Annotated in this window: 19 protein-coding genes; 9 read left to right on the top strand and 10 right to left on the bottom strand. The window is 73.6% G+C overall.

What is annotated here, in order from left to right; translation table 11 throughout:
- Nucleotides 1–15: 15 nt before the first annotated feature.
- Both ACSNN7_RS10355 and ACSNN7_RS10360 read left to right on the top strand, forming a co-directional pair.
- Entirely contained in the window at nucleotides 16–699 is a 684-nt protein-coding gene (locus ACSNN7_RS10355; protein WP_436680463.1) for a DUF998 domain-containing protein, read from the top strand.
- Between the two features lie 38 nt (nucleotides 700–737).
- Nucleotides 738–1,571, top strand: a complete 834-nt coding sequence (locus ACSNN7_RS10360) for an SDR family oxidoreductase (protein ID WP_436680464.1) — start codon at nucleotides 738–740, stop codon at nucleotides 1,569–1,571.
- A 48-nt stretch (nucleotides 1,572–1,619) separates the two neighbouring features.
- On the opposite strand, the gene ACSNN7_RS10365 is transcribed toward ACSNN7_RS10360, so the two are convergent.
- Nucleotides 1,620–3,023 carry an NAD(P)H-quinone dehydrogenase gene (locus ACSNN7_RS10365; RefSeq protein ID WP_436680465.1) on the bottom strand — a complete coding sequence of 468 codons (1,404 nt, stop codon included), beginning with the start codon at nucleotides 3,021–3,023 and terminating at the stop codon, nucleotides 1,620–1,622.
- Nucleotides 3,024–3,129: 106 nt separating this feature from the next.
- Here ACSNN7_RS10365 and ACSNN7_RS10370 point away from each other — a divergent pair, with 106 nt between their 5' ends.
- Nucleotides 3,130–3,585: a gamma-glutamylcyclotransferase gene (locus tag ACSNN7_RS10370; protein ID WP_334451523.1), complete on the top strand. Its 456-nt coding sequence runs from the start codon at nucleotides 3,130–3,132 to the stop codon at nucleotides 3,583–3,585.
- A gap of 72 nt (nucleotides 3,586–3,657) precedes the next feature.
- On the opposite strand, the gene ACSNN7_RS10375 is transcribed toward ACSNN7_RS10370, so the two are convergent.
- From ACSNN7_RS10375 to ACSNN7_RS10390, 4 genes are all read right to left on the bottom strand, one after another.
- Nucleotides 3,658–4,620, bottom strand: a complete 963-nt coding sequence (locus ACSNN7_RS10375) for a GNAT family N-acetyltransferase (protein ID WP_436680466.1) — start codon at nucleotides 4,618–4,620, stop codon at nucleotides 3,658–3,660.
- A gap of 137 nt (nucleotides 4,621–4,757) precedes the next feature.
- Nucleotides 4,758–5,507, bottom strand: coding sequence for an SCO6745 family protein (locus tag ACSNN7_RS10380; protein WP_436680467.1), 750 nt, complete (start codon nucleotides 5,505–5,507; stop codon nucleotides 4,758–4,760).
- A 31-nt stretch (nucleotides 5,508–5,538) separates the two neighbouring features.
- Complete coding sequence (locus ACSNN7_RS10385) at nucleotides 5,539–6,480, bottom strand: hypothetical protein (protein WP_436680468.1); 942 nt, start codon at nucleotides 6,478–6,480, stop codon at nucleotides 5,539–5,541.
- A gap of 3 nt (nucleotides 6,481–6,483) precedes the next feature.
- Entirely contained in the window at nucleotides 6,484–7,113 is a 630-nt protein-coding gene (locus ACSNN7_RS10390) for an MBL fold metallo-hydrolase (protein WP_436680469.1), read from the bottom strand.
- Nucleotides 7,114–7,233: 120 nt separating this feature from the next.
- Here ACSNN7_RS10390 and ACSNN7_RS10395 point away from each other — a divergent pair, with 120 nt between their 5' ends.
- Nucleotides 7,234–8,199 carry a DUF4349 domain-containing protein gene (locus ACSNN7_RS10395; RefSeq protein WP_436680470.1) on the top strand — a complete coding sequence of 322 codons (966 nt, stop codon included), beginning with the start codon at nucleotides 7,234–7,236 and terminating at the stop codon, nucleotides 8,197–8,199.
- Here ACSNN7_RS10395 and ACSNN7_RS10400 read toward each other — a convergent pair.
- Together ACSNN7_RS10400 and ACSNN7_RS10405 are read right to left on the bottom strand one after the other, a co-directional pair.
- Nucleotides 8,156–9,415, bottom strand: a complete 1,260-nt coding sequence (locus tag ACSNN7_RS10400) for an amidohydrolase (RefSeq protein ID WP_436680471.1) — start codon at nucleotides 9,413–9,415, stop codon at nucleotides 8,156–8,158. The genes ACSNN7_RS10395 and ACSNN7_RS10400 overlap by 44 nt on opposite strands.
- Before the next feature lie 615 nt (nucleotides 9,416–10,030).
- Nucleotides 10,031–11,614, bottom strand: a complete 1,584-nt coding sequence (locus ACSNN7_RS10405) for an acyl-CoA mutase large subunit family protein (protein ID WP_436680472.1) — start codon at nucleotides 11,612–11,614, stop codon at nucleotides 10,031–10,033.
- 196 nt (nucleotides 11,615–11,810) lie between these two features.
- Here ACSNN7_RS10405 and ACSNN7_RS10410 point away from each other — a divergent pair, with 196 nt between their 5' ends.
- Together ACSNN7_RS10410 and ACSNN7_RS10415 are read left to right on the top strand one after the other, a co-directional pair.
- Nucleotides 11,811–13,916, top strand: coding sequence for a protein kinase domain-containing protein (locus ACSNN7_RS10410; RefSeq protein WP_436680473.1), 2,106 nt, complete (start codon nucleotides 11,811–11,813; stop codon nucleotides 13,914–13,916).
- 49 nt (nucleotides 13,917–13,965) lie between these two features.
- Nucleotides 13,966–15,651: a phospho-sugar mutase gene (locus ACSNN7_RS10415; protein WP_436680474.1), complete on the top strand. Its 1,686-nt coding sequence runs from the start codon at nucleotides 13,966–13,968 to the stop codon at nucleotides 15,649–15,651.
- Between the two features lie 72 nt (nucleotides 15,652–15,723).
- Here ACSNN7_RS10415 and ACSNN7_RS10420 read toward each other — a convergent pair whose 3' ends face one another.
- The 3 genes from ACSNN7_RS10420 to upp all read right to left on the bottom strand — a co-directional run bounded on the left by ACSNN7_RS10420 (nucleotide 15,724) and on the right by upp (nucleotide 17,811).
- Nucleotides 15,724–16,419 carry a GOLPH3/VPS74 family protein gene (locus tag ACSNN7_RS10420; RefSeq protein WP_436680475.1) on the bottom strand — a complete coding sequence of 232 codons (696 nt, stop codon included), beginning with the start codon at nucleotides 16,417–16,419 and terminating at the stop codon, nucleotides 15,724–15,726.
- A gap of 88 nt (nucleotides 16,420–16,507) precedes the next feature.
- A complete protein-coding gene (locus ACSNN7_RS10425; RefSeq protein WP_436680476.1) occupies nucleotides 16,508–17,080 on the bottom strand; it encodes a VanZ family protein in 573 nt (190 codons plus the stop codon).
- 98 nt (nucleotides 17,081–17,178) lie between these two features.
- A complete protein-coding gene (gene upp / locus ACSNN7_RS10430; RefSeq protein ID WP_436680477.1) occupies nucleotides 17,179–17,811 on the bottom strand; it encodes a uracil phosphoribosyltransferase in 633 nt (210 codons plus the stop codon).
- 137 nt (nucleotides 17,812–17,948) lie between these two features.
- On the opposite strand from upp, the gene deoC reads away from it, so the two are divergent.
- From deoC to ACSNN7_RS10445, 3 genes are read left to right on the top strand one after another with little or no spacing between them, the layout of a single operon-like run.
- Nucleotides 17,949–18,908, top strand: coding sequence for a deoxyribose-phosphate aldolase (gene deoC / locus ACSNN7_RS10435; RefSeq protein WP_334451502.1), 960 nt, complete (start codon nucleotides 17,949–17,951; stop codon nucleotides 18,906–18,908).
- Nucleotides 18,909–18,913: 5 nt separating this feature from the next.
- Nucleotides 18,914–20,344 carry an aldehyde dehydrogenase family protein gene (locus ACSNN7_RS10440; RefSeq protein WP_436680478.1) on the top strand — a complete coding sequence of 477 codons (1,431 nt, stop codon included), beginning with the start codon at nucleotides 18,914–18,916 and terminating at the stop codon, nucleotides 20,342–20,344.
- Nucleotides 20,337–21,161 (top strand): aldehyde dehydrogenase family protein, encoded by an 825-nt coding sequence (locus tag ACSNN7_RS10445; protein WP_436680479.1) that lies wholly within the window; start codon nucleotides 20,337–20,339, stop codon nucleotides 21,159–21,161. Before ACSNN7_RS10440 ends, ACSNN7_RS10445 begins: the two co-directional genes overlap by 8 nt.

Below are 21,161 nucleotides of genomic sequence, written 5' to 3' on the forward strand. Positions count from 1 at the left end.
CGACAGGCTGGCGGCATGCCTGCGACCCGGAAGCACGCCCTGGTGGCCCTCGGCGCGCTCGCCCTGGCGGCGCTGCTCACCGTGATCGGCCACCTGGAGGTGAACGACGACCTGGACCCGTGGTCGTTGACCGTCAGCGACTTCGCCGTCGCCGACCGGGGCGGCGTCATCGACGCCGCCATGGTGGTGCTCGCCGCCGCCACCGCCGTCCTGCTTCCCGCCCTGCGCCGGCTGGCTCAGCGTCCGACCGGCGGCGGCACGGCGGGTCGGGGTGCGCGCCTGCTGCTGGCCGCCTGGGCGGTTGGGCTGCTGGCCGCGGCGATCGTGCCGACCAACGAGCCGGGCCTGCCCATGGAGACCGCCGCTCACCTGCACCGGTACGCCTCGGTGGCCGCCTTCCTGGCCCTGCCGACGGGCGGCTGGCTGCTCGCCCGGCACCTGCCCGGAGCGACGGCGGGCCGGTGGGTACGCGGGCTGGCCCTGGCCAGCCTGGCCCTCGCGGCGGCGATGGCCTGGTCGGCCCATCCCGGCGACCGGATGCTGATCGGCCTCGCCGAGCGACTGCTCATCCTCGCCGAGGTGGGCCTGCTCGCCGTCGTCGCGGCCGCCCTGACTCGGTCCGGTGCAGCGCCCGCACCACTGCGGGGCCCCTCCGCGGTTGACCTCAACCGGACTTCAGCTCCTAGCGTCGGTGGGTGACGCCGACGGCCGGCGTAGCGGGACCGGAAGGAGCGGCGATGATCCTGGTGACGGGGGCGACCGGCACGGTCGGCCGAGAGGTGGTGTCGGTCCTGCGAGCCCGGGGGGAGCCGGTCCGAGCGGTGACACGCGACCCGACGGCCGCCAGGCTGCCCGCCGACGTGGAGGCGGTGCGAGCCGACCTCGCCGATCCGCCGTCGCTCGCGCCGCACCTGGCCGACGTCGACGCGGTGTTCCTGGTCTGGCCGTTCACCGACCCGGCGGTGGCCCGGAAGCACGCCCCCGAGGTGGCTCGGCTGATCGCGGCGCGGGTCCCCCGGATCGTCTACCTCTCCGCGCCGGGCGCCGACCAGCAGGAGTCGTCCTGGGCGGTCGTGGAGCGGGCCGTCGAGGCGTCCGGGGCGGGGTGGACCTTCCTGCGCCCGGTCGGTTTCGCCGCCAACACGCTCATGTGGGCGGACCAGATCCGGGCCGGCGACGTGGTGCGCTGGCCGTACGGGGAGGCGGCCAGGTCACTGGTGCACGAGCGGGACCTCGCCGAGGTGGCCGTCGCGGCGCTGACCTCGGACGGGCACCTGGGCGCCCGGTACCTGCTCAGCGGGCCGGCGGCCCTGACCCAGCGGGAGCAGGCACGCCGCATCGGCCGGGCGATCGGGCGGAACCTGCACTGGGCGGAGATGCCCGTCGACGAGGCCCGGGAGATGTTGACGGCGGCGTTCGGCGACGCCGAGTTCGCCGAGCTGGCGTTGCGCGGCTGGGCCGCCTTCGTCGATCACCCCGAACCCGTCACCGACACGGTCGAGCGGATCACCGGCCACCCGGCCCGCCCGTACGCCGAATGGGCCGCGGACCACGCCCCCGCCTTCCGCTGACCGGCCGCCGCCGGACCGGCCTGCTCGCCGGCCCGGCGGACGCGGGGGTCACTCCAGCTCGTGGAGCATGAGCTGGCGGGCCGCCTCGGTGATCGAACCGGACAGCGACGGGTAGATCGTGATGGTCTGGGCCAGCTCGTTGACGGTGAGGTTGTTCTCCACCGCCATGGTGATCGGCAGGATCAGCTCGCTCGCCTTCGGCGCCACCACCACGCCGCCGACCACCTGGCCGCTGGCCGGGCGGCAGAACAGCTTCACGAAGCCGTCGGCCAGGTCGTCCATCTTCGCCCGGGCGTTGCCGGACAGCGGCAGCATCACCTGGCGGGCGGGCACCTTGCCGGCGTCCACCTCGTCCTGGGAGACGCCGACCGTGGCCAGCTCCGGGTCGGTGAAGACGTTCGCCGCCACCGTACGCAGCCGCAACGGCCGGACCGCCTCGCCGAGCGCGTGCCACATCGCGATCCGGCCCTGCATCGCCGCGACGCTGGCCAGCGGCAGCACCCCGGTGCAGTCACCGGCCGCGTAGATGCCGGGGACGTTGGTACGCGACACCCGGTCGACGGTGACGTAACCGCCCCGGGCCAGCTCGACGCCGTACTCGGCCAGGCCCAGGTCGGCGGTGTTGGGGATGGAGCCGACGGCGATCAACGCGTGCGAGCCGGAGACGACCCGGCCGTCGGAGAGCTGGACCTCCACGCCGTCATCGGTGCGGCGCACCGCGTCGGCCCGGGAGTTGTTGAGGATGCTCATGCCCCGGTTGCGGAAGACCCGCTCGATGGCCATCGCCGCGTCGGCGTCCTCGTGCGGCATGACCCGGTCCCGGCTGGAGACGAGGGTGACCTGGACGCCCATCGCCAGGTAGGCGCTGGCGAACTCGGCGCCGGTGACGCCGGAGCCGACCACGATCAGGTGCTCGGGCAGCTCCGGCAGGTCGTACACCTGCCGCCAGGTCAGGATCCGCTCGCCGTCGGGCAGCGCGGTGGGCAGTTGGCGCGGGGTGGCGCCGGTGGCGACCAGGACGGTCGACGCGGCGATCGACTGCTCCTCGCCACCGTCGGCCGGGGTGACGATCACCCGGTGGGTGTGACCGAGCGTGTCCTCGCCCAGCCGGGCGGTCCCGGCGACGAAGGTCACGCCGGCCTTGACCAGCTTGGCGTGGATGTCGTCGGACTGGGCCAGGGCGAGCCGCTTCACCCGCTCGTGGACCGCGCGGGCGTCGACCGTCACCGCCTCCAGCCCGTCGGAGTGCACCCCGAACTCCTCGGTGTCCCGGTAGCCGGTGACCACCTGTGAGCTGGCGATGAACGTCTTCGACGGGACGCAGTCGGAGAGCACGCAGGCGCCGCCGGCCCCCTCGGCCTCCACCACGGTGACGTCGGCGTCCAGCTGCGCGGCGACCAGCGCCGCCTCATAGCCGGCCGGCCCCCCGCCGATGATCACGATCCGGCTCACAGCGCTCGCCCCTCGTCGTTGTTCACAGTGACTTTCTTCTCCCGAACGCGTTCGACACGCACCGTCGTATTCTCCCCCACCCGTCCGCCGGGCTATCGTCATCGCCGTGCGTCACTACGCCGCCTACGGCTCAAACCTGGACCCCGCCCGGATGCGTGCCTACTGCCCGCATTCGCCGATGGTGGGCATCGGCTGGCTGGAGGGCTGGCGGCTGACCTTCGCGGGCGAGGACGTCATCGGCTGGGAGGGCTCCGTCAGCACCGTCGTGGAGTCCCCGGGCGACCGGGTCTTCGTGGCGCTGTACGACATCCACCCGTACGACGCCGCCCAGCTCGACGAGATCGAGGGCGTGACCGCCGGCACGTACCGCAAGCTGCACGTCCGCGTCTCGACCCTGGACGGCGACGTCACCGCCTGGATCTACGTCTTCGACGGGTACGAGGGCGGCCTGCCGACCTCGTGGTACCTGTCGGAGATCGCGAACGCCGCCGAGAAGGCGGGCGCGCCGGACGACTACGTCACCGAGCTGCGGTCCCGCCCCACCGGCACCGCGTCGGCGTAGCGCGTATCGCACCCCTCCAGTCTGCTCCGGGGACGACGGACCGTCACCGTCGACCCCGCCCGGCGTCGCCCATCACACACCGGCGGCGGGGACGATCCGCTCGTACATGTCGGTCCAGCGCTCCTCGCGCAGCCCCACCGAGCGGTAGAGGGTCACCGGGGCGGTCGGGTTGGTCAGGTCCACGCCCAGGCCGGCCGCGGCGCGGCCCTTGCCGGCGTAGCAGGTGAGGGCCCGCCACAGCAGCGCCGCGCCCACCCCGCGCCGCCGGTACGCGGGCAGCACGGAGAGCGTGCGGACCCAGCCCATGTCCTGTTCCAGCGCCTGGTCGGAGGATTGCAGGGCCCCCGCCGGCTCGCCGTCGACCTCGGCCACGAACCACTCGTCCCAGACCCGCCCGGATGCCGGGAGCTGCTCCCGCCAGCGGTCGAAGCCGACCGGCTCGTAGTCCGGGGTCTCCCGGAACGAGGTGTCGAAGATGCGGTGGAACAGGCGCAGGTCGGTTTCGTCGTCGGCGCGCAGCGGGCGGACGGTCACCCCGGGCGGGGGCGGCGGCTCGGCGGGCAGCCCGGCCAGCGACCGGCTCATCCGCACGTACCGCTTGACCAGGGTGAAGCCGGCCTCGGCCAGCTCCGCCGCCCAGCGGGTCTCCGGGGCGAAGGCGGTGGCCCGGGCGGTCAGCTCGGGCAGCCCGCGCTCGGCGGCCCGTTCGGCGGTCCGGTCGAGCATCCGGGCCAGCAGCGGGGCGCGCAGCGCCGCGCCGCGCTCCGGGTCGACGTAGACCTCGACGAAGTCACGGCCCACCCCGGTGGGATTGTCCACCGCCGTCCAGGCGACGACCGTCCCGTCGGGGTCGGTGACCAGCCAGGAGTCGCGGGCGGGGTCGAAGAAGGGGGCGGTCAGCGCGGCCCGGACGTCCTCGGCGTCGAAGTCCGGGTAGCCGACGGCGAAGGTGTCGGCGGCGTGCACCACGGCCAGGATCGCCGGGATGTCGTCGAGGGTGGGGCGGCGGGCGGTCCAGCCGGCGGGAAGCGTCACGGCGCGATCCTGGCAGGGCGGGCGGGTCCCGCGCCGCCGGTTTTTCGCGCCGCGTGATCCACCCCGCTGTGCGGCGTGTCGGGGTGTCCGGCCCGCACGACACCCCGACACGCCGCAAACGGGGGCGCTCACCCCCGTCAGCGCGGGGCGGCGCCGGCGAGCAGGGCCCGGGTGGCGGCGAGCAGTTCCACCAGTTCCGCGCCCTCCCCGGCACGCAGCGCCCGGAAGGCGGTGGAGGTCAGCCGGTCGGTCATCGCCTCGGCCCAGAGCCGCCGCCGCACCAGCGGGCCCACCGGCGGGTACGGCGGCGACCAGCCGCAGGCCGACGCCCCGGCCTCCCCCTCCGGCCCGGCGAGCACCGCCTCCAGCGGGGTCATCCCGCCCGCCCGCACCGCCAGCAGGTACGCCCCGGTGAAGTGCTCGCGGAGCAGCAGCAGCGCCACCGCGGCGCGGGCCCCCGCCGCGTGCTGCGGCACCGGCATGGCGCGCCACGCGGCGAAGAGCGGCATCCCGGTGGCGTCCGCCGCGGCGACCACCCGCTCCAGCAGCGCGGCCAGCCGGGGCATCCCGGGCAGGTCGTCCAGGTGCTGGGCGCCCCAGCGGCAGCACTCGGCGAGGTTGACGGTCGCCACCTCCAGCGGACGGACCACCCGGGCGGCGGCGTCCCAGCCCTCGGCGACCGCCTCCGGGGCGATGAAGCCGAGCGCGGCGGCGACGGTCTCCGCACGGACGTCGCCGAGCGCACCGGCCCGTCCGGTGATGTAGAAGGCCCAGCCGGAGATGCCCAGCAGCCGGGCCCGGCGCAGGGTCCCCGGGCAGCGGCTGAACAGGTCGCCCAGTTCGAGCACGGCAGGCTTGCTGGCGGCGGCCACCTGTTCCGGCGTCATCCCGACCACCCACTGCACGCATCCATCGCGCTCAGTGTGCCTCGCCGTCGCCCCCGGCGACATCCTCCTCTTCGGCGTCCAGCGCCTCGATCGCCGCCTCCACCTCGCCGGCGCGGCGGCGCGCGGCGGTGAGCGAGCGTTCGGCGCCCCGGCGCGCCAGTCTGGACCGGCTCAGCTCCTGCTCGGCGGCGGCCCGGCGGCGCTCCAGTTCGGCCAGTTCCGCCTCGATCTCGTCGAGCGCGGCGACGCCGTCCCGCTCGGCCGCCGTCGCGCCGTCGAGCTCCTTCTCGGCCCGCCCCAGCTCGGTACGCGCCGACGCCAGCTCCCGTTCCAGCGCCCGGCGTCGTTTCTCGCGCTCGGCCCGGGCGGCACGCTCCGCCGCCCGCTCGTCGCGCGCCCTGCGCTCCCCGGCCCGCTCCGCCGCCCGGTCGGGTGCCCGCGGGGGCTCCTCGGCCCCACCGGTGACCAGTCGCAGCTGGGGCCGGGGCACCTCGCCGAAGCCGGCGTAGTGGACCGCGCGCAGCAGGGTGCCCGCGCGGACCTGCTCGGCCACCTCGGCGTCGGCGAGCGCCGCGTTGAGGGTGGCCTCCACCTCGCCCAGCGGCAGCTTCCCGCCCGACGGGGCATCCGGCGTCCGGGCCGCGATCCGGCGCACCTCCGCGACCAGCGCGGCGACGACCGCGCGCCGCTGGGCGGAGAGCTCACGCAGCTTCGGTCCCTTCAGGTCACGCTGGGCGGTGCGCAGCGCCTCGGCGAGCTGGGCCAGGTCGGCGACCAGCTCGGGGCGTTCCAGGGCGAGCAGGTTGACCAGCCAGGCGGCCACGGTGGGCCGCTTCAGCCGGGCGATCTGGCGGGCACCGGCCGCGTCACCGGCCCGGCGGGCCTCGGCGACGGCGGCGTCCCGGGCGGCGACGAACTTCTCCGGGGGCGTGCGGTACAGCCGCTGGACCAGCTCGGAGGAAAGCGTGGGCACGGCTCAGACGTCGATCCGGCTGCCCGGTTCCAGCCGCTGGTAGTCCGTCCCGGACAGGGCCGTGTACTGCCGGTCGACCACGGCGAGCCCGTTGTCGTTGAGGTAACCGTCGTGCAGGGCGTACGCGCGGCGCGGCGCGACCGCCCGGATGAAGTCGAGCACCTCGGAGAACTTCGACCAGGGCGCGTGGATCGGCGCGAAGAGGGTGTCCACCTGGACGTCGTCCGGCACGAACAGCGCGTCTCCCGGGTGGTAGACGACGTCGTTGAACAGGTATCCGATGTTCTCCACGACCGGGATGTCGGGGTGGATGACGGCGTGCCGGCCACCGTGGGCGCGGACCGGCACGCCGGCGGCGGTGAAGGACTCCCCGGGGGTGACCACGGTCAGCACCTCCGCGGCGTCACCCAGGACGCCGGCGAGCGAGGCCGGGCCGTGGACGGTGAACGGGCGGCGGTCCAGCGCCCGGGTCAGCGCCTCCACGTCCACGTGGTCCGGGTGCTCGTGGGTGATCAGCACCGCGTCCACCCCGTCCAACGCCGCCGGCTCGCTGACCACGCCGGGGTCGACGACGAGCACCCCGCCGTCGTGCTGCAGCCGTAGGCAGGAGTGGGAGTACTTGGTGAGCTGCATACGTGACTCCTCGATTATCGAATCGTGACGTCCTCAGCGCAGTCTGCCGGAACCGGCGCGGTGTCGCGTCGCGTCCGAGCTATCGCCTCGGGAACGGGGCAGCCAGAGGACGGAGCGGGGATGGACGGACAGACGACACGACGCCGGGGCAGGGCCCTGGCGGCGCTGGGGCTGGCGGCTCTGCTGCTGGCCGGTTGCGGAGCGGCGGACCGCTCGAGCTCGACGAGCGAGGACTCGGCGGCCGAGGCCCCGGCCGGCGGGGCGCCGCCGGGTGGTGCGGGCCAGCCGGGCAAGGCCGGCGCGGGCGCGCCGGACCTGCGGGTGGACCAGCGGTCGATCATCTACACCGGAACCATGCGGGTGCAGGTGGACGACGTGGAGGACGCCGCCCGCCGGGCGGTCGCCGCGGTGGTCGCGGCCGGCGGGTTCGTCGGGGGCGACAACCGGCGCAGCGTGGCCGCCGACGCCGAGGCCGAGCTGGAGCTGCGGGTGCCGGCGGCGAAGTTCACCGCGCTCATCGACGAGCTGGCGACGTACGGCCGGCAGCAGCGCCGGGAGGTCCGGACCCAGGACGTCACCGAGGAGACCGTCGACCTGGACGCCCGGATCGCCACCCAGCGGGCCAGAGTGGAGAGTGCCCGAAAGCTGCTCGCCCGCGCCACCTCGGTCAGCGAACTGGTGTCGCTGGAGGACGAGGTCGGCAAGCGCGAGGCCGACCTGGCGTCGCTGGAGGCGAAGAAGCGCCGGCTGGCCGACCTGACCTCGCTCTCCACCATCACGGTGAGCTTCGTCGGCAAGGACGCCTCCACCGCCGAGGAGGAGACCGAGACCGGCTTCATGGTCGGGTTGCGCGGCGGCTGGAAGGTCTTCCTGGCCTCGATGACCATCCTGCTGACCGTGCTGGGGGCGGTGCTGCCCTGGCTGCTGACGCTCGGCGTACCCCTGGTGGTGGTCCTGGCGGTGCTGCGCCGGCGGCGTCGGCAGCGGCCCGCACCACCGGCACCGCCCACCACGCCGGCCGGCACGCCGCGCCCGCCGGCGCCTACCGCGCCGCCGCCAGTGCCCGCAGCGCGGTCTGGACCATGAGGCGCACCCCGGCGGGGATGGCCCGCTCGTCGACGTCGAACGACGCCCGGTGCAGGTCCACATTGGGCCCGGACCGGCCGACGCCGAGGCGGGCCAGCGCGCCGGGCACGTACTCCAGGTACCAGGAGAAGTCCTCGCCGCCCATGCTCTGCGGCGTCTCGGCGATCCCCTCGGGGCCGAGCGCCGCGGCGGTGGCGGCGGTGAGGACCCCGATGGCGCGGGCGTCGTTGCTCACCGGCGGGCGACCGCGCAGGTATTCCAAGTCGACCGTGGCGCCGGTGGGCGCGATGACGTCCCGGACCACCTGAGCAACGATCTTGGGAGCCAGCTCCCAGGTGTCGCGGTCCATCACCCGCAGGGTGCCCGAGGCGCTCGCCTCCGACGGGATGACGTTGTACCGGGTGCCGGCCGAGGCGTGGCCGAACACCAGCAGCAGCCCGCTGTTGGCCGGCACCCGCCGGCTCACCAGGGCCGGCACCTCGGTGACCAGCCGGCCCAGCGCGTCGACCAGGTCGACGGTCAGGTGCGGGCGGGCGGTGTGCCCGCCCGGGCCGGTGAGCCGGACGGTGACGTTGTCGGCGGCGGCGGTGATCGGGCCGACCCGCAGGCCGACCTTGCCCACCGGCAGGTTGGGGTCGCAGTGCACGGCGAAGATCTGGACCACGTCCTCCAGGCCGCCGGCCTCGATGACCTCCAGCGAACCGCAGGGCAGGATCTCCTCGGCCGGCTGGAAGATCAGCCGGACCCGGCCGTCGAGCTGGCCGGCGTCGGCGAGCTGGGCCAGCAGCATGCCGACGCCGAGCATCACCGTGGTGTGCACGTCGTGGCCGCAGGCGTGACAGACGCCCTCCACCGTCGACCGGTACGACACGTCCTTGACGTCGGTCAGCGGCAGCGCGTCGATGTCGGCGCGGAGCGCGATGACCGGGCCGTCGGGACGGCCGTCGATGTCGCAGATGACCCCGTTGCCCTTGGGCAGCATTCGCGGCTGCAGGCCCGCCAGGGACAGTTCCCGCGCGATCAGCGCCGCCGTTTCGAACTCCTCGCCGGAGAGCTCCGGGTGGGAGTGGATGTGGCGACGGGTGGCGATGAGGCCGGGTACCCGCAGGGCGAGCAGATGGTCGAGCTCGAAGGGCAGCGGCTGGGACCCGGATGGCGCCTCCGGCCAGGACGACGCCAGCTGGCTGCCGTTCGGCAGCGTCAACGCACTCGTCACGTCGAATTCTCGATCACTAGGAATGGATGGGTCGTCGGGGAGGACAGCAGACAGCCTAGACCTCCGGCGGTGACTCTGCGCAACCTCGTTACGGTAATGATCGGACCGCACAGCGTCACGTAAGCCCTGGTGAGAGGGCTCGAATATTGGCGGGACAGCAGGTAGATCGCGTTCGGACGCCGTCATCTGCCCCACACCTCCTACAACGCGTAACCGATTCGGCGGTCGCGAAATCGGCGTCGATCCGGGGCCGTCGTTCCGAATTGTCGCATTAGTCGCCGCAATTAACTGCCGCTCGGACAATTAACCGACGACAGTCGGCGACCAGGCGACTCCCGACGGTGACACGGTCGTCCCGCGCGCGGCCGGACACGCTGTCCGTCCCGATCACCCGTCCGGGTACCCAGGAACCCTCGCGGCACACGCCCCGCCCGGCGGGCCACGCTGCCCGGGCGCTCACGGGAGCCTTGAGGAGCTCCGTGCCGCACCGGGAACCTGCACCGACCGTAGCTCCGCCGGGGCACCCCTGACGACCCCTGTCGACCCCGACGCGCGACGACGGCGGCCTCCGCCGGCACCCGGAGGCACCGGCGGAGGCCGCCGTTCACGCGCTGATCAGAAGCGATCGCTGGGCCGGTACGTCCCCCAGACCTGGCGCAGCGTCCCGCAGACCTCGCCGACCGTGGCCCGGGCCCGCAGCGCCTCCTTCATCGGATAGAGCACGTTCTCGGTGCCCTCGGCCGCGGCGCGCAGCTCCGCCAGCGCCCGCTCGACCGCGTCGTTGTCCCGCTCGGCGCGCAGCTTCGCCAGCCGGGACGCCTGGGCCGCCTCGATCGCCGGGTCCACCCGCAGCGGCTCGTACGGCTCCTCCTCGTCGACCGTGAACCGGTTGAGCCCGACCACCACCCGCTCGCCCGAGTCGATCTCCTGGGCGATGCGGTACGCGGACTGCTCGATCTCCCGCTTCTGGAAGCCGGCCTCGATGGCGTCCACCGCCGAGCCGTGGTCGGCCACCCGCTCCATCAGCTCGACCGCCGCCGCCTCGATCTCGGCGGTCATCGCCTCCACCACGTACGACCCGGCGAACGGGTCCACGGTGGCCGTCAGGTCCGTCTCGTACGCCAGCACCTGCTGGGTACGCAGCGCCAGCCGGGCCGCCTTCTCGGTGGGCAGCGCGATCGCCTCGTCGAAGCTGTTGGTGTGCAGCGACTGGGTGCCGCCGAGCACCGCGCCCAGCCCCTGCACCGCCACCCGGACCAGGTTGACCTCCGGCTGCTGGGCGGTGAGCTGCACGCCCGCGGTCTGGGTGTGGAAGCGCAGCATCATCGACTTCGGATCCTTCGCGCCGAAGTCGTCGCGCATCAGCCGGGCCCAGATCCGCCGGGCGGCGCGGAACTTCGCCACCTCCTCCAGCAGAGTGGTCCGGGCGACGAAGAAGAACGACAGCCGGGGCGCGAAATCGTCCACGGCCAGCCCCGCCTCCAGCGCGGCACGGACGTACTCGACGCCGTTGGCCAGGGTGAACGCGATCTCCTGCGCGGGCGTCGCGCCGGCCTCGGCCATGTGGTAGCCGGAGATGGAGATGGTGTTCCACTTCGGCACCTCCTTGCGGCAGTAGCCGAACGTGTCGGCCACCAGCCGCAGCGAGGGCTTCGGCGGGAAGATGTACGTCCCCCGGGCGATGTACTCCTTGAGGATGTCGTTCTGGATGGTGCCGTTGAGCGCGGAGCCGGCCACCCCGGACTCCTCGGCGACGAGCTGGTAGAGCAGCAGCAGCACCGAACCCGGCGCGTTGATGGTCATCGAGGTGGAGACCTTGTCCAGCGGGATGCCGTCGAAGAGCATCCGCATGTCCTCGATCGAGTCGATGGCCACCCCGACCTTGCCGACCTCGCCGTGCGCGATCGGGTCGTCGGAGTCGTAGCCCATCTGGGTCGGCAGGTCGAAGGCGACCGAGAGGCCCATCGTCCCGGCCCGCAGCAGCTGGTGGTAGCGCGCGTTGGACTCGGTGGCGGTGCCGAAGCCGGCGTACTGCCGCATGGTCCAGGGGCGGGAGGTGTACATGGTGGGGTAGACCCCCCGGGTGTACGGGAACTCCCCCGGGCCGCCCAGCCGGGTCTCCAGCTCCTCGGGCAGGTCGGCCGCCGTGTAGACGCCCTTGATCGGGAAACCGGACTCGCTGGACCGCCGTTCGCTCATCACCGGATGGTAGGACGCGCGACGGCGTCGAGGGGTGAGGGATACCGCACACCCCGAGCCCACGACAGGTGAACGGGCGGGCACGTACCGTCCGGTAGGTAAAGGCGCGCCGCGTCGGGTTTCGCATCGGGCGTCGGAACCAGCAAGATAGGGGGGTTGTGTCCCAGCCCCCTCGATTTCCCCCGGTGGCTCTTCTGTGACTCAGATCCCGACGTGGAGCGGCGGACCAGTCAGTCCCTCCAACGGACGCGCGGCACCCGGCACCATCATCGGTGGTCGCTACTCGCTGCGCTCCGCGGTGGGCAACGGCGGCATGGGCACGGTCTGGCGTGCCACCGACACGTTGCTGCGGCGCGACGTGGCGGTCAAGGAGGTCGTCCTGCCCCCGGGGCTGGCCCCCAGCGACCGCGACGCCATGTACGAACGCACCCTGCGCGAGGCCCGCGCCGCCGCGGCCATCCAGCACCCGGCGGTGGTCCAGGTGTACGACGTGGTCACCGAGGGTGGCCGGCCGTGGATCGTGATGGAGCTGCTGGACGCGCGCAGCCTCGCCGACATGGTGATCGAGGACGGGCCGGTCGCGCCCCGCGCGGTCGCCAAGATCGGCATCGCGCTGCTCGGCGCGCTGGAGGTGGCGCACGCCAACGGTGTGCTGCACCGCGACGTCAAGCCGGCCAACGTGCTGATCTGCACCGACGGCCGCTGCGTGCTGACCGACTTCGGGGTAGCCCGGATGCCCACCGACGTCCAGCTCACCACCCCCGGGATGGTGCTCGGCTCGCCGCACTTCATCTCCCCCGAGCGGGCCATGGGCCAGGAGTTCGGCCCGCCGAGCGACCTGTTCTCCCTCGGCGTGACGCTCTACACCGCGGTGGAGGGCCGGCCCCCGTTCGACAAGGGCGACCCGATCGAGACCATGCACGCCGTGGTCGAGGACCCGCCGGCCACGCCGCAGCGCAGCGGGCCGCTGACCCGGGTGCTGATGGGCCTGCTGGAGAAGGACCCGGCCCGCCGCCTGGACGTGCACACCGCCCGGGCGATGCTCCGCGAACTGCTCGCCGGGCCGCTGACCAGCACCGCCACCGCGGTCAACTCGGTCACCGACCCGTACGCGGTGGTGCCGGTGCAGCGCCCGTCCGCGCCGCCTCCGGCGGCCGAGCCGGAGCCGAAGCCCAGCGGGCAGATCGGCGGCCGGGCCATGCTGGCTCCCGGTGAGTCGCTGACCGACCGGCTGGCCGCGCTGCGCCGGGGCGAGCGGCCCAAGCAGGTCACGCCCGCCGCCGGGCTCGACGACACCAGCGCGGACGCGCTGGCCGGCCCGCTGCACACCCCGACCAGCGCGATGCCCTCGGCGGGCCGCCCGCCGGCCGGCACGACGTACGGCGGGGCGCCCGAGGCCACCCAGCGGATCAGCACCGGCCACCCGGACGCCACCCAGCGCATCGGCGGCGGCTCGGACGCCACCCAGCGCATCGGCGGCGGGCGCTCCGACACGACCCAGCGCATCGGCGGCCACCCGGACGCGACCCAGCCGGTCTACGGCGGCGCGCCGGAGGCCACCCAGCCGGTCTACGGCGGCGGCCAGTGGTCGGTGCCGGGCACCGGCCAGTCGTGGACCTCACCGGCCACCGCGCCGGCCGGGGCCACCGGCGGCGGCGCGCTCGGCAGGGTCAAGGGCACCGGCGGCAAGCTGGTCGCCACCGTGCAGGGCTGGCCGCGCAAGCTCCAGCTCGCCGCGGCCGGCGGCCTGGCGGTGGTGCTGCTGATCGCCATGGTCACGCTGTTCAGCGGCGGCGACCCGGAGGGCACCGCGCCGCCGCAGGTCCAGCCGAGCGCGCCGGCGGCCGGCGGCGAGCTGCCCGAGATGCAGGAGCACAACGCCAGGGGCGTGCGGGTAATGGTGCCCAAGGGCTGGGAGAAGGCGACCGGCGGTTCCTACGTCGACTACGTCGATCCGCAGGACGAGGGACGCAAGGTCCGCATCCTCGCCGAGAAGTGGAAGGGCACCCCCACCCGGTGGGCGGAGACTGCCCAGAACTTTCTGCGCACCAAGAGCACGAGCTGCGGTGACCCGTACGAGCAGGTCGCCATGGATGAGCAACCGACCGCCGGCAAGCCGGGCGTCCAGTTCGAGTACACCTGCGGCGCCGGTGAGGGCAAGCGGCACGGCGTGTGGCGGGGCGTGCTCAGCGACGGGAAGATGTACTCGTTCTACCTCTCCTCCACCGACGCCAAGTTCGCCGAGAGCAAGCCGATCTTCGACGAGATGGTGAAGTCGTTCCAGCTCACGGCGGCCAGCTGAGACGAGGCCGCCGGGGTGTGGTGATCCGCCGCCGTGCTATCCATAGGCAATGGCGGCGGAAACCACTGACCTTGACGACATTCGCGACCAGGCCCGGCGTTGGCTCGACGACGATCCCGACCCGGCCAGCCGTGACGAGCTCCGAGCGTTGCTCGACCGGCTGCCGGAGAGCGCGCCGGAGCTGGCCGACCGGTTCGCCGGGCCGCTGACCTTCGGCACCGCCGGGCTGCGCGGCCCGCTGCGCGCCGGTCCGAACGGCATGAACCTCGCCGTGGTCACCCAGGCCGCGGCCGGGCTGGTCGGCTGGCTCGCCGCCCAGGGCGGCGAGGGCCCGCTGGTGATCGGGTACGACGCCCGGCACGGTTCCCGCGAGTTCGCCGAGCGCACCGCCCAGGTGGCCACCGGCGCGGGCCGGCCCGCGCTGCTGCTGCCCCGGCCGCTGCCCACCCCGGTGCTGGCGTACGCGGTCCGGCACCTCGGCGCGGTCGCCGGGGTGATGGTCACCGCCAGCCACAACCCGCCGCAGGACAACGGCTACAAGGTCTACCTGGGCGCCCAGCTCGGTGGGGCGCTCGGGGCGGGGGCGCAGATCGTGCCGCCGGCCGACGCGGGGATCGAGGCGGCCATCCGGGCGGTCGGCCCGCTGGCCGGGGTGCCGATCGGCCCGGCCGGCCAGGCGCTCGGCGACGACCTGGTGGCGTCGTACGTCCAGCGGGCCGCCGCGGTGGTCACCCCGGACGGCCCGCGCGACCTGGCCGTGGCGTACACGCCGCTGCACGGGGTCGGCGCGGCGGTGCTGACCGCCGCCTTCGCCCGGGCCGGCTTCCCGGTGCCCGGTGTGGTGCCGGAGCAGGCCGAGCCGGACCCGGCCTTCCCGACCGTGCACTTCCCCAACCCGGAGGAGCCGGGCGCGGTGGACCGGCTGATCGCGCTCGCCGACTCGACCGGCGCCGACATCGCGATCGCCAACGACCCGGACGCGGACCGCTGCGCGGTGGTCGTCCGCGACGGCGGCACCGGCTGGCGGATGCTGCGCGGGGACGAGGTGGGCGCGCTGCTCGCCGACCACCTGATGCGGCGCGGCGTCACCGGCCTGTACGCCACCACGATCGTCTCGTCGTCGCTGCTGCGGGCCATGTGCGCGGCGCGGGGCCTGCCGTACGACGAGACGCTGACCGGGTTCAAGTGGATCGTGCGGGCCGGCGGCGGGGCGCAGCCGCTGGTGTTCGGGTACGAGGAGGCGCTGGGCTACTGCGTCGCCCCGGAGCACGTCCGCGACAAGGACGGCATCACCGCCGCGCTGATCGTCGCCGAGTTGGCCGCCGGCCTGAAGGCGCAGGGCCGGACGCTGACCGACCGGCTGGACGAGCTGGCCGCCGAGTTCGGCGTGCACCACACCGACCAGCTCTCGGTGCGGGTCGAGGACCTGCGGGAGATCGCCACCGCGATGGCGCGGATCCGGGCGGCCACCCCGACCACCCTGCTCGGCCAGCCGGTCGGCGAGGCGCAGGACCTGCGCCCCGCCTCCGACGTGGTGATCCTGCGGACCGGCACCGCCCGGGTGGTGATCCGCCCCTCCGGCACCGAGCCGAAGCTCAAGGCGTACCTGGAGGTGGTGGAGCCGGTCACCAACGGCGACGTCCCCACCGCCCGCACCCGCGCCCAGGCCGCGGTAACCGCCCTCCGCACCGAGATCGCCACCGCCCCCCCCGCCTCCCACCCTCCGCCTCGTTGATCAAGAGGTTTGCGTCAACCGGAAGCGCTCTCCTGACGCAAACCTCTTGATCAACTCGGTGGGGTGGGAGGGTCAGAGGCCGAGGGCGGTGGCGATCTCGGTGCGGAGGGCCTGGTCCACGGCCTGGGCCAGGGCGGCGACGACCAGGCCGACGGAGGGGCGGACGATCGAGTCGTCGAGGCTGACGTTGCCGGAGAAGCCGGCACCGCCGGCGATCTCCTCCAGGCGGCGGCGGGCGTCGACGGCCGCGTCGCCGGTCAGGCCGAGCGCCGGCTCCATCCGCAGCACCGCGACCAGGGTGGCCAGCGCGGCGGTCCGCTCGTCGCACACCTGGTCGCCGGCCAGCGCCTCGGCCAGCCGCCGCCGGGCGTCGTCCTCCGCCGAGGTGTCCGCCACCGGGTAGCGGTGCACCACGATGAAGCCCAGCTCGGTCTCCTCGACGTCGCGGACCACGCCCCGGGCGACCAGGTCACCGAGGATCTTGTCGCGCAGGCCGTGCCGCAGCCGCTGCACCCAGGAGGACGGGGTGTGCGGGGTGTCGGCGGCCATCCGGCCGAGCACCCCGTCGATGATCGGCTCGCCGACCGGCGCCGGGTCGGTGACGGTCAGGGACCCGTCGGCGTACGCGATGCGCCCGGCCAGGGCCAGCTCGACCAGGACGGCAGCGGCCATCCCCAGGTCGAGGCTGATCCGGGGCATGGTGGCCCGGCCCGTCTCGTCGTCGTACGCCAGCAGCAGCAGCTCTTCGGCGAGCGCAACACCAGTCATAGCCGCAGACGCTAGCGGGTGCCCGCACCGCCGCGCGCGTAACCGCGCCCCTGGGGGTGTCGAGTCGGCGAACGCCGCCGCGGCGGCGTCAGCCCACCGGCTGGCGCACCTGCGGGGCGCGGTCCCGGTTCACGAACCGCTCGGCGGCGCTGGGCCCGCCGAGCACCTTCCAGGCCAGGCAACCGAGCACCCCGCCGAGCGTGTTGGCGAGCAGGTCGTTGAGGTCCGCCAGGCGACCGCTGCTGACCAGGACGTTGCTGAGGAACTGCATCATCTCGACGACGCCGCTGACGGCCAGCGACACGAGGGCGACGTGCCGGACGCCGCGGACCCGGGTGACCAGGGGAAGCAGCACACCCAGCGGGACGAACATGATGATGTTGAGCACGAACGTCGTCGGGTCGATGGTGAGGACCGGGATGAAGTTCGCCTTCTCGTACCAGGGGCTCTGGTTGCCGTAGGCACCCAGCGCGATCTGCAACGGGAACAGCGTCACGGCCACCACGGCCAGCAGGTACCAGCACATCACCCACCAGGCGAGCAGCCGCCGGGCGGAGAACGCACCGCGGTGCCGGAGCACCAGCCACGCCCCGAGGGTGAGCACGACGGCCAACGGTGGCACCACGGCCAGGGCGGGAATCTCGTACAGCGCGCCGGACACGGCGTCTCCTAGCTTGCTCGGGATGGGTGGCACGACGAAGAGAACCGCCCCGCACGTCGCGGCGATCAGCCGGTGGCCGCCCACGGGCGGCCCACGGCCTAGAAGCGGGGCATTCCGCCGAACTGCCGGTCGCCGGCGTCGCCGAGGCCCGGCACGATGAACATGTTGTCGTTGAGCCCCTCGTCGATCGACGCGGTGACCAGGCGCAACGGCAGGCCGGACTGCTCCAGCCGGGCGATGCCGACCGGGGCGGCGAGCACGCAGAGCACGGTGATGTCGGTGCAGCCCCGGTCGGCGAGCAGCCGGCAGCAGTGCTCCAGCGAACCGCCGGTGGCCAGCATCGGGTCGAGCACCAGCACCGGCAGGCCGGCCAGGTCGCGGGGCAGCGACTCCATGTACGCGCGGGGCTCGTACGTCTCCTCGTCGCGGGCGAGGCCGACGAAGCCCATGGAGGATTCCGGCAGCAGGCCGAGCGCGGCGTCGGCCATGCCCAGACCGGCCCGCAGCACCGGCACCAGCAGCGGCGGGTTGGCCAGCCGGGTGCCCTCGGTGCCGGTGACCGGAGTCTGCACCGGGTACTTCTCGACCGGGAAGGTGCGCGCGGCCTCGTACACCAGCATGGTGGTGAGTTCGTGCAGCGCGGCCCGGAACGACGACGAGTCGGTGCGGGCGTCCCGCATGGCGGTCAGCCGGGACTGGGCGAGCGGGTGGTCAATGACGTGTACGTCCACGATCGCTCAACCTACCGGTCCGCCCGGCCCGGCACTGCGGGTGCGGGGCGACCAGCGACCCCGCTCACGTGCCCGAGCGCCGGCGGGGGCGGACGTGACCAAGATCACCACCTGCCCGGATGCGTAGTATTCGGGGCATGACGGCGACAACGACGTCGGCCCGGTCGGACCTCTCCGAGCTGGGACGATCCGAGACCGCTCTGCGGACCTTCCTGCACGGCCTGCCGGGCGTGGACCAGGTCGGCGCGGAGCAGCGGGCGGCACAGCTCGGCACCCGCTCCATCAAGACCACCGCCAAGGCCCAGGCGATCGACCTCGCCATCCGGATGGTCGACCTGACCACCCTGGAGGGCGCGGACACCCCCGGCAAGGTCCGGGCGCTCGCGGCCAAGGCGCTGCGCCCCGACCCGGCCGACCCGAGCTGCCCGCACGTCGGCGCGGTCTGCGTCTACCCGGCGATGGTCCCGTACGTGGCCGAGGTGCTGCGCGGATCCGGCGTGCACCTGGCCAGCGTGGCGACCGCCTTCCCCTCCGGCCAGGCGCCGCTGGAGATCAAGCTCGCCGACACCCGGGCCGCCGTCGAGGCCGGCGCCGACGAGATCGACATGGTGATCAACCGGGGCGCCTTCCTGGCCGGGCGGTACAAGGAGGTCTACGACGAGATCGTGGCCACCAAGTCCGCCTGCGGCGACGCCCACCTCAAGGTCATCCTGGAGACCGGCGAGCTGGCCACCTACGACAACGTGCGGCGGGCCTCCTGGCTGGCGATGCTGGCCGGCGGCGACTTCATCAAGACCTCCACCGGCAAGGTCCCGATCGCGGCCACCCTGCCGGTGACGCTGGTGATGCTGGAGGCGGTCCGCGACTTCCGCGCCGCCACCGGGCGGCAGGTCGGCGTGAAGCCGGCCGGCGGCATCAAGACCACCAAGGACGCCATCAAGTACCTGGTCATGGTCAACGAGACCGTCGGTGCGGACTGGCTGGACCCGGACTGGTTCCGCTTCGGCGCCTCCAGCCTGCTGAACGACCTGCTCATGCAGCGCACCAAGCTGACGACCGGCGTCTACTCCGGTCCCGACTACTTCACCCTGGACTGAGAGTGATGTTCGAATACGCGCCCGCCCCCGAGTCCCGCTCGGTGGTGGATATCAAAGCCTCGTACGGGCTGTTCGTCGACGGCCGGTTCGTCGACCCGACCGACGGTGGCAGCTTCAAGTCCATCAACCCCGCCTCCGAGGAGGTGCTCGCCGAGGTCGCCGAGGCGGGCGCGCAGGACGTGGACCGCGCGGTCCGCGCCGCCCGGACGGCGTACGAGAAGGTCTGGGGCCCGATGCCGGGCCGCGACCGGGCCAAGTACCTGTACCGGATCGCCCGGATCATCCAGGAGCGCTCCCGCGAGCTGGCCGTGCTGGAGTCGCTGGACAACGGCAAGCCGATCAAGGAGTCCCGCGACGTCGACCTGCCCCTGGTCGCCGCGCACTTCTTCTACTACGCCGGCTGGGCCGACAAGCTCCCCTACGCCGGCTTCGGGCCGGACCCGAAGCCGGTGGGCGTCGCCGCGCAGGTCATCCCGTGGAACTTCCCGCTGCTGATGCTGGCCTGGAAGATCGCCCCGGCCCTGGCCGCCGGCAACACGGTGGTGCTCAAGCCGGCCGAGACCACCCCGCTGACCGCGCTGCTCTTCGCCGAGATCTGCCAGCAGGCCGAGCTGCCGGCCGGCGTGGTCAACATCGTCACCGGCGCGGGCGAGACCGGCCGCGCGCTGGTCGAGCACGCCGGCGTGGACAAGGTGGCCTTCACCGGCTCGACCGAGGTCGGCCGGGCGATCGCCCGGTCCGTCGCCGGCACCCGCAAGAAGCTCACCCTGGAGCTGGGCGGCAAGGCCGCCAACATCGTCTTCGACGACGCCCCGATCGACCAGGCGGTCGAGGGCATCGTCAACGGCATCTTCTTCAACCAGGGGCACGTCTGCTGCGCCGGCTCCCGGCTGCTGATCCAGGAGAACGTCGCCGACCGGGTGCTGGAGTCGCTCAAGCGCCGGATGGCCCAGCTGCGCGTCGGCGACCCGCTGGACAAGAACACCGACATCGGCGCGATCAACTCCGCCGCCCAGCTGGAGCGGATCCGCGAGCTCTCCGACGCCGGGTCCGCCGAGGGCGCCGAGCGCTGGTCGCCGCCGTGCGAGCTGCCCGAGCGGGGCTTCTGGTTCGCGCCGACCATCTTCACCGGGGTCACCCAGGCGCACCGGATCGCCCGCGAGGAGATCTTCGGCCCGGTGCTGTCGGTGCTGACCTTCCGCACCCCGGCCGAGGCCGTCGAGAAGGCGAACAACACGCCGTACGGGCTGTCGGCCGGGATCTGGACCGACAAGGGTTCCCGGATCCTCTGGATGGCCGACCGGCTCCGCGCCGGCGTCGTCTGGGCCAACACGTTCAACAAGTTCGACCCCACCTCGCCGTTCGGCGGCTACAAGGAGTCGGGCTACGGTCGCGAGGGCGGCCGGCACGGGCTGGAGGGCTACCTCAATGTCTGAGCGGGTCGCGGTACGCAAGACGTACAAGCTCTTCATCGGCGGGAAGTTCCCACGCAGCGAGTCGGGGCGGTCGTATCTCGTGCAGGACGCCAACGTGTCACTGGCCTCTCGCAAGGACGCGCGGGACGCCGTCGTCGCCGCCCGCGCCGCCGTGAAGGGGTGGGCCGGCGCGACCGCGTACAACCGGGGTCAGATCCTCTACCGGGTCGCCGAGATGCTGGAGGGCCGGCGCGAGCAGTTCGTCGCGCTGGGCGTGCCGGGCGACGAGGTGGACGCGGCGGTCGACCGCTGGGTCTGGTACGCCGGCTGGTCCGACAAGCTCCCCCAGGTGTACGGCGGGGCCAACCCGGTCGCCGGCCCGTACTTCAACCTGTCCGCGCCGGAGCCGACCGGCGTGGTCGCCGTGGTGGCCCCCGAGACGCCCGCGCTGCTCGGCCTGGTCAGCGTGATCGCCCCGGCGATCGTCACCGGCAACACGGTGGTGGTGGCGACCTCGCCGACGCAGCCCCTCGCCGCGGTGACCCTGGCCGAGGTGCTGGCCACCTCCGATCTGCCCGGCGGCGTGGTCAACCTGCTCACCGGGAAGATCACCGAGACGGTGCCGGCGCTGGCCGGGCACATGGACGTCAACGCGATCGACCTGACCGGGGTGACCGACGCGGCGCTCGCCGCGGAGCTGGAGGTCACGGCAGCGCAGAACCTCAAGCGGGTGCTGCGCCCGGCCCCGGCGGACCACGACTGGACCGCCGACCCGGGCATCACCCGGATGACCACCCTGCTGGAGACCAAGACGGTCTGGCACCCCAAGGGGGTCTGA

Source organism: Micromonospora sp. URMC 105 (assembly GCF_051386295.1).
In the GTDB taxonomy this organism is placed as follows: domain Bacteria; phylum Actinomycetota; class Actinomycetes; order Mycobacteriales; family Micromonosporaceae; genus Micromonospora.

Excerpts from the sequence above, each read along its gene's own strand:
- ACSNN7_RS10420 (WP_436680475.1), bottom strand. The coding sequence starts at position 16,419 with ATGACTGGTGTTGCGCTCGCCGAAGAGCTGCTGCTGCTGGCGTACGAC.
- ACSNN7_RS10415 (WP_436680474.1), top strand. The coding sequence starts at position 13,966 with ATGGCGGCGGAAACCACTGACCTTGACGACATTCGCGACCAGGCCCGG.
- ACSNN7_RS10395 (WP_436680470.1), top strand. The coding sequence starts at position 7,234 with ATGGACGGACAGACGACACGACGCCGGGGCAGGGCCCTGGCGGCGCTG.
- ACSNN7_RS10445 (WP_436680479.1), top strand. The coding sequence starts at position 20,337 with ATGTCTGAGCGGGTCGCGGTACGCAAGACGTACAAGCTCTTCATCGGC.
- ACSNN7_RS10380 (WP_436680467.1), bottom strand. The coding sequence starts at position 5,507 with ATGACGCCGGAACAGGTGGCCGCCGCCAGCAAGCCTGCCGTGCTCGAA.
- ACSNN7_RS10360 (WP_436680464.1), top strand. The coding sequence starts at position 738 with ATGATCCTGGTGACGGGGGCGACCGGCACGGTCGGCCGAGAGGTGGTG.
- ACSNN7_RS10390 (WP_436680469.1), bottom strand. The coding sequence starts at position 7,113 with ATGCAGCTCACCAAGTACTCCCACTCCTGCCTACGGCTGCAGCACGAC.
- ACSNN7_RS10355 (WP_436680463.1), top strand. The coding sequence starts at position 16 with ATGCCTGCGACCCGGAAGCACGCCCTGGTGGCCCTCGGCGCGCTCGCC.
- deoC (WP_334451502.1), top strand. The coding sequence starts at position 17,949 with ATGACGGCGACAACGACGTCGGCCCGGTCGGACCTCTCCGAGCTGGGA.
- ACSNN7_RS10440 (WP_436680478.1), top strand. The coding sequence starts at position 18,914 with ATGTTCGAATACGCGCCCGCCCCCGAGTCCCGCTCGGTGGTGGATATC.
- ACSNN7_RS10405 (WP_436680472.1), bottom strand. The coding sequence starts at position 11,614 with ATGAGCGAACGGCGGTCCAGCGAGTCCGGTTTCCCGATCAAGGGCGTC.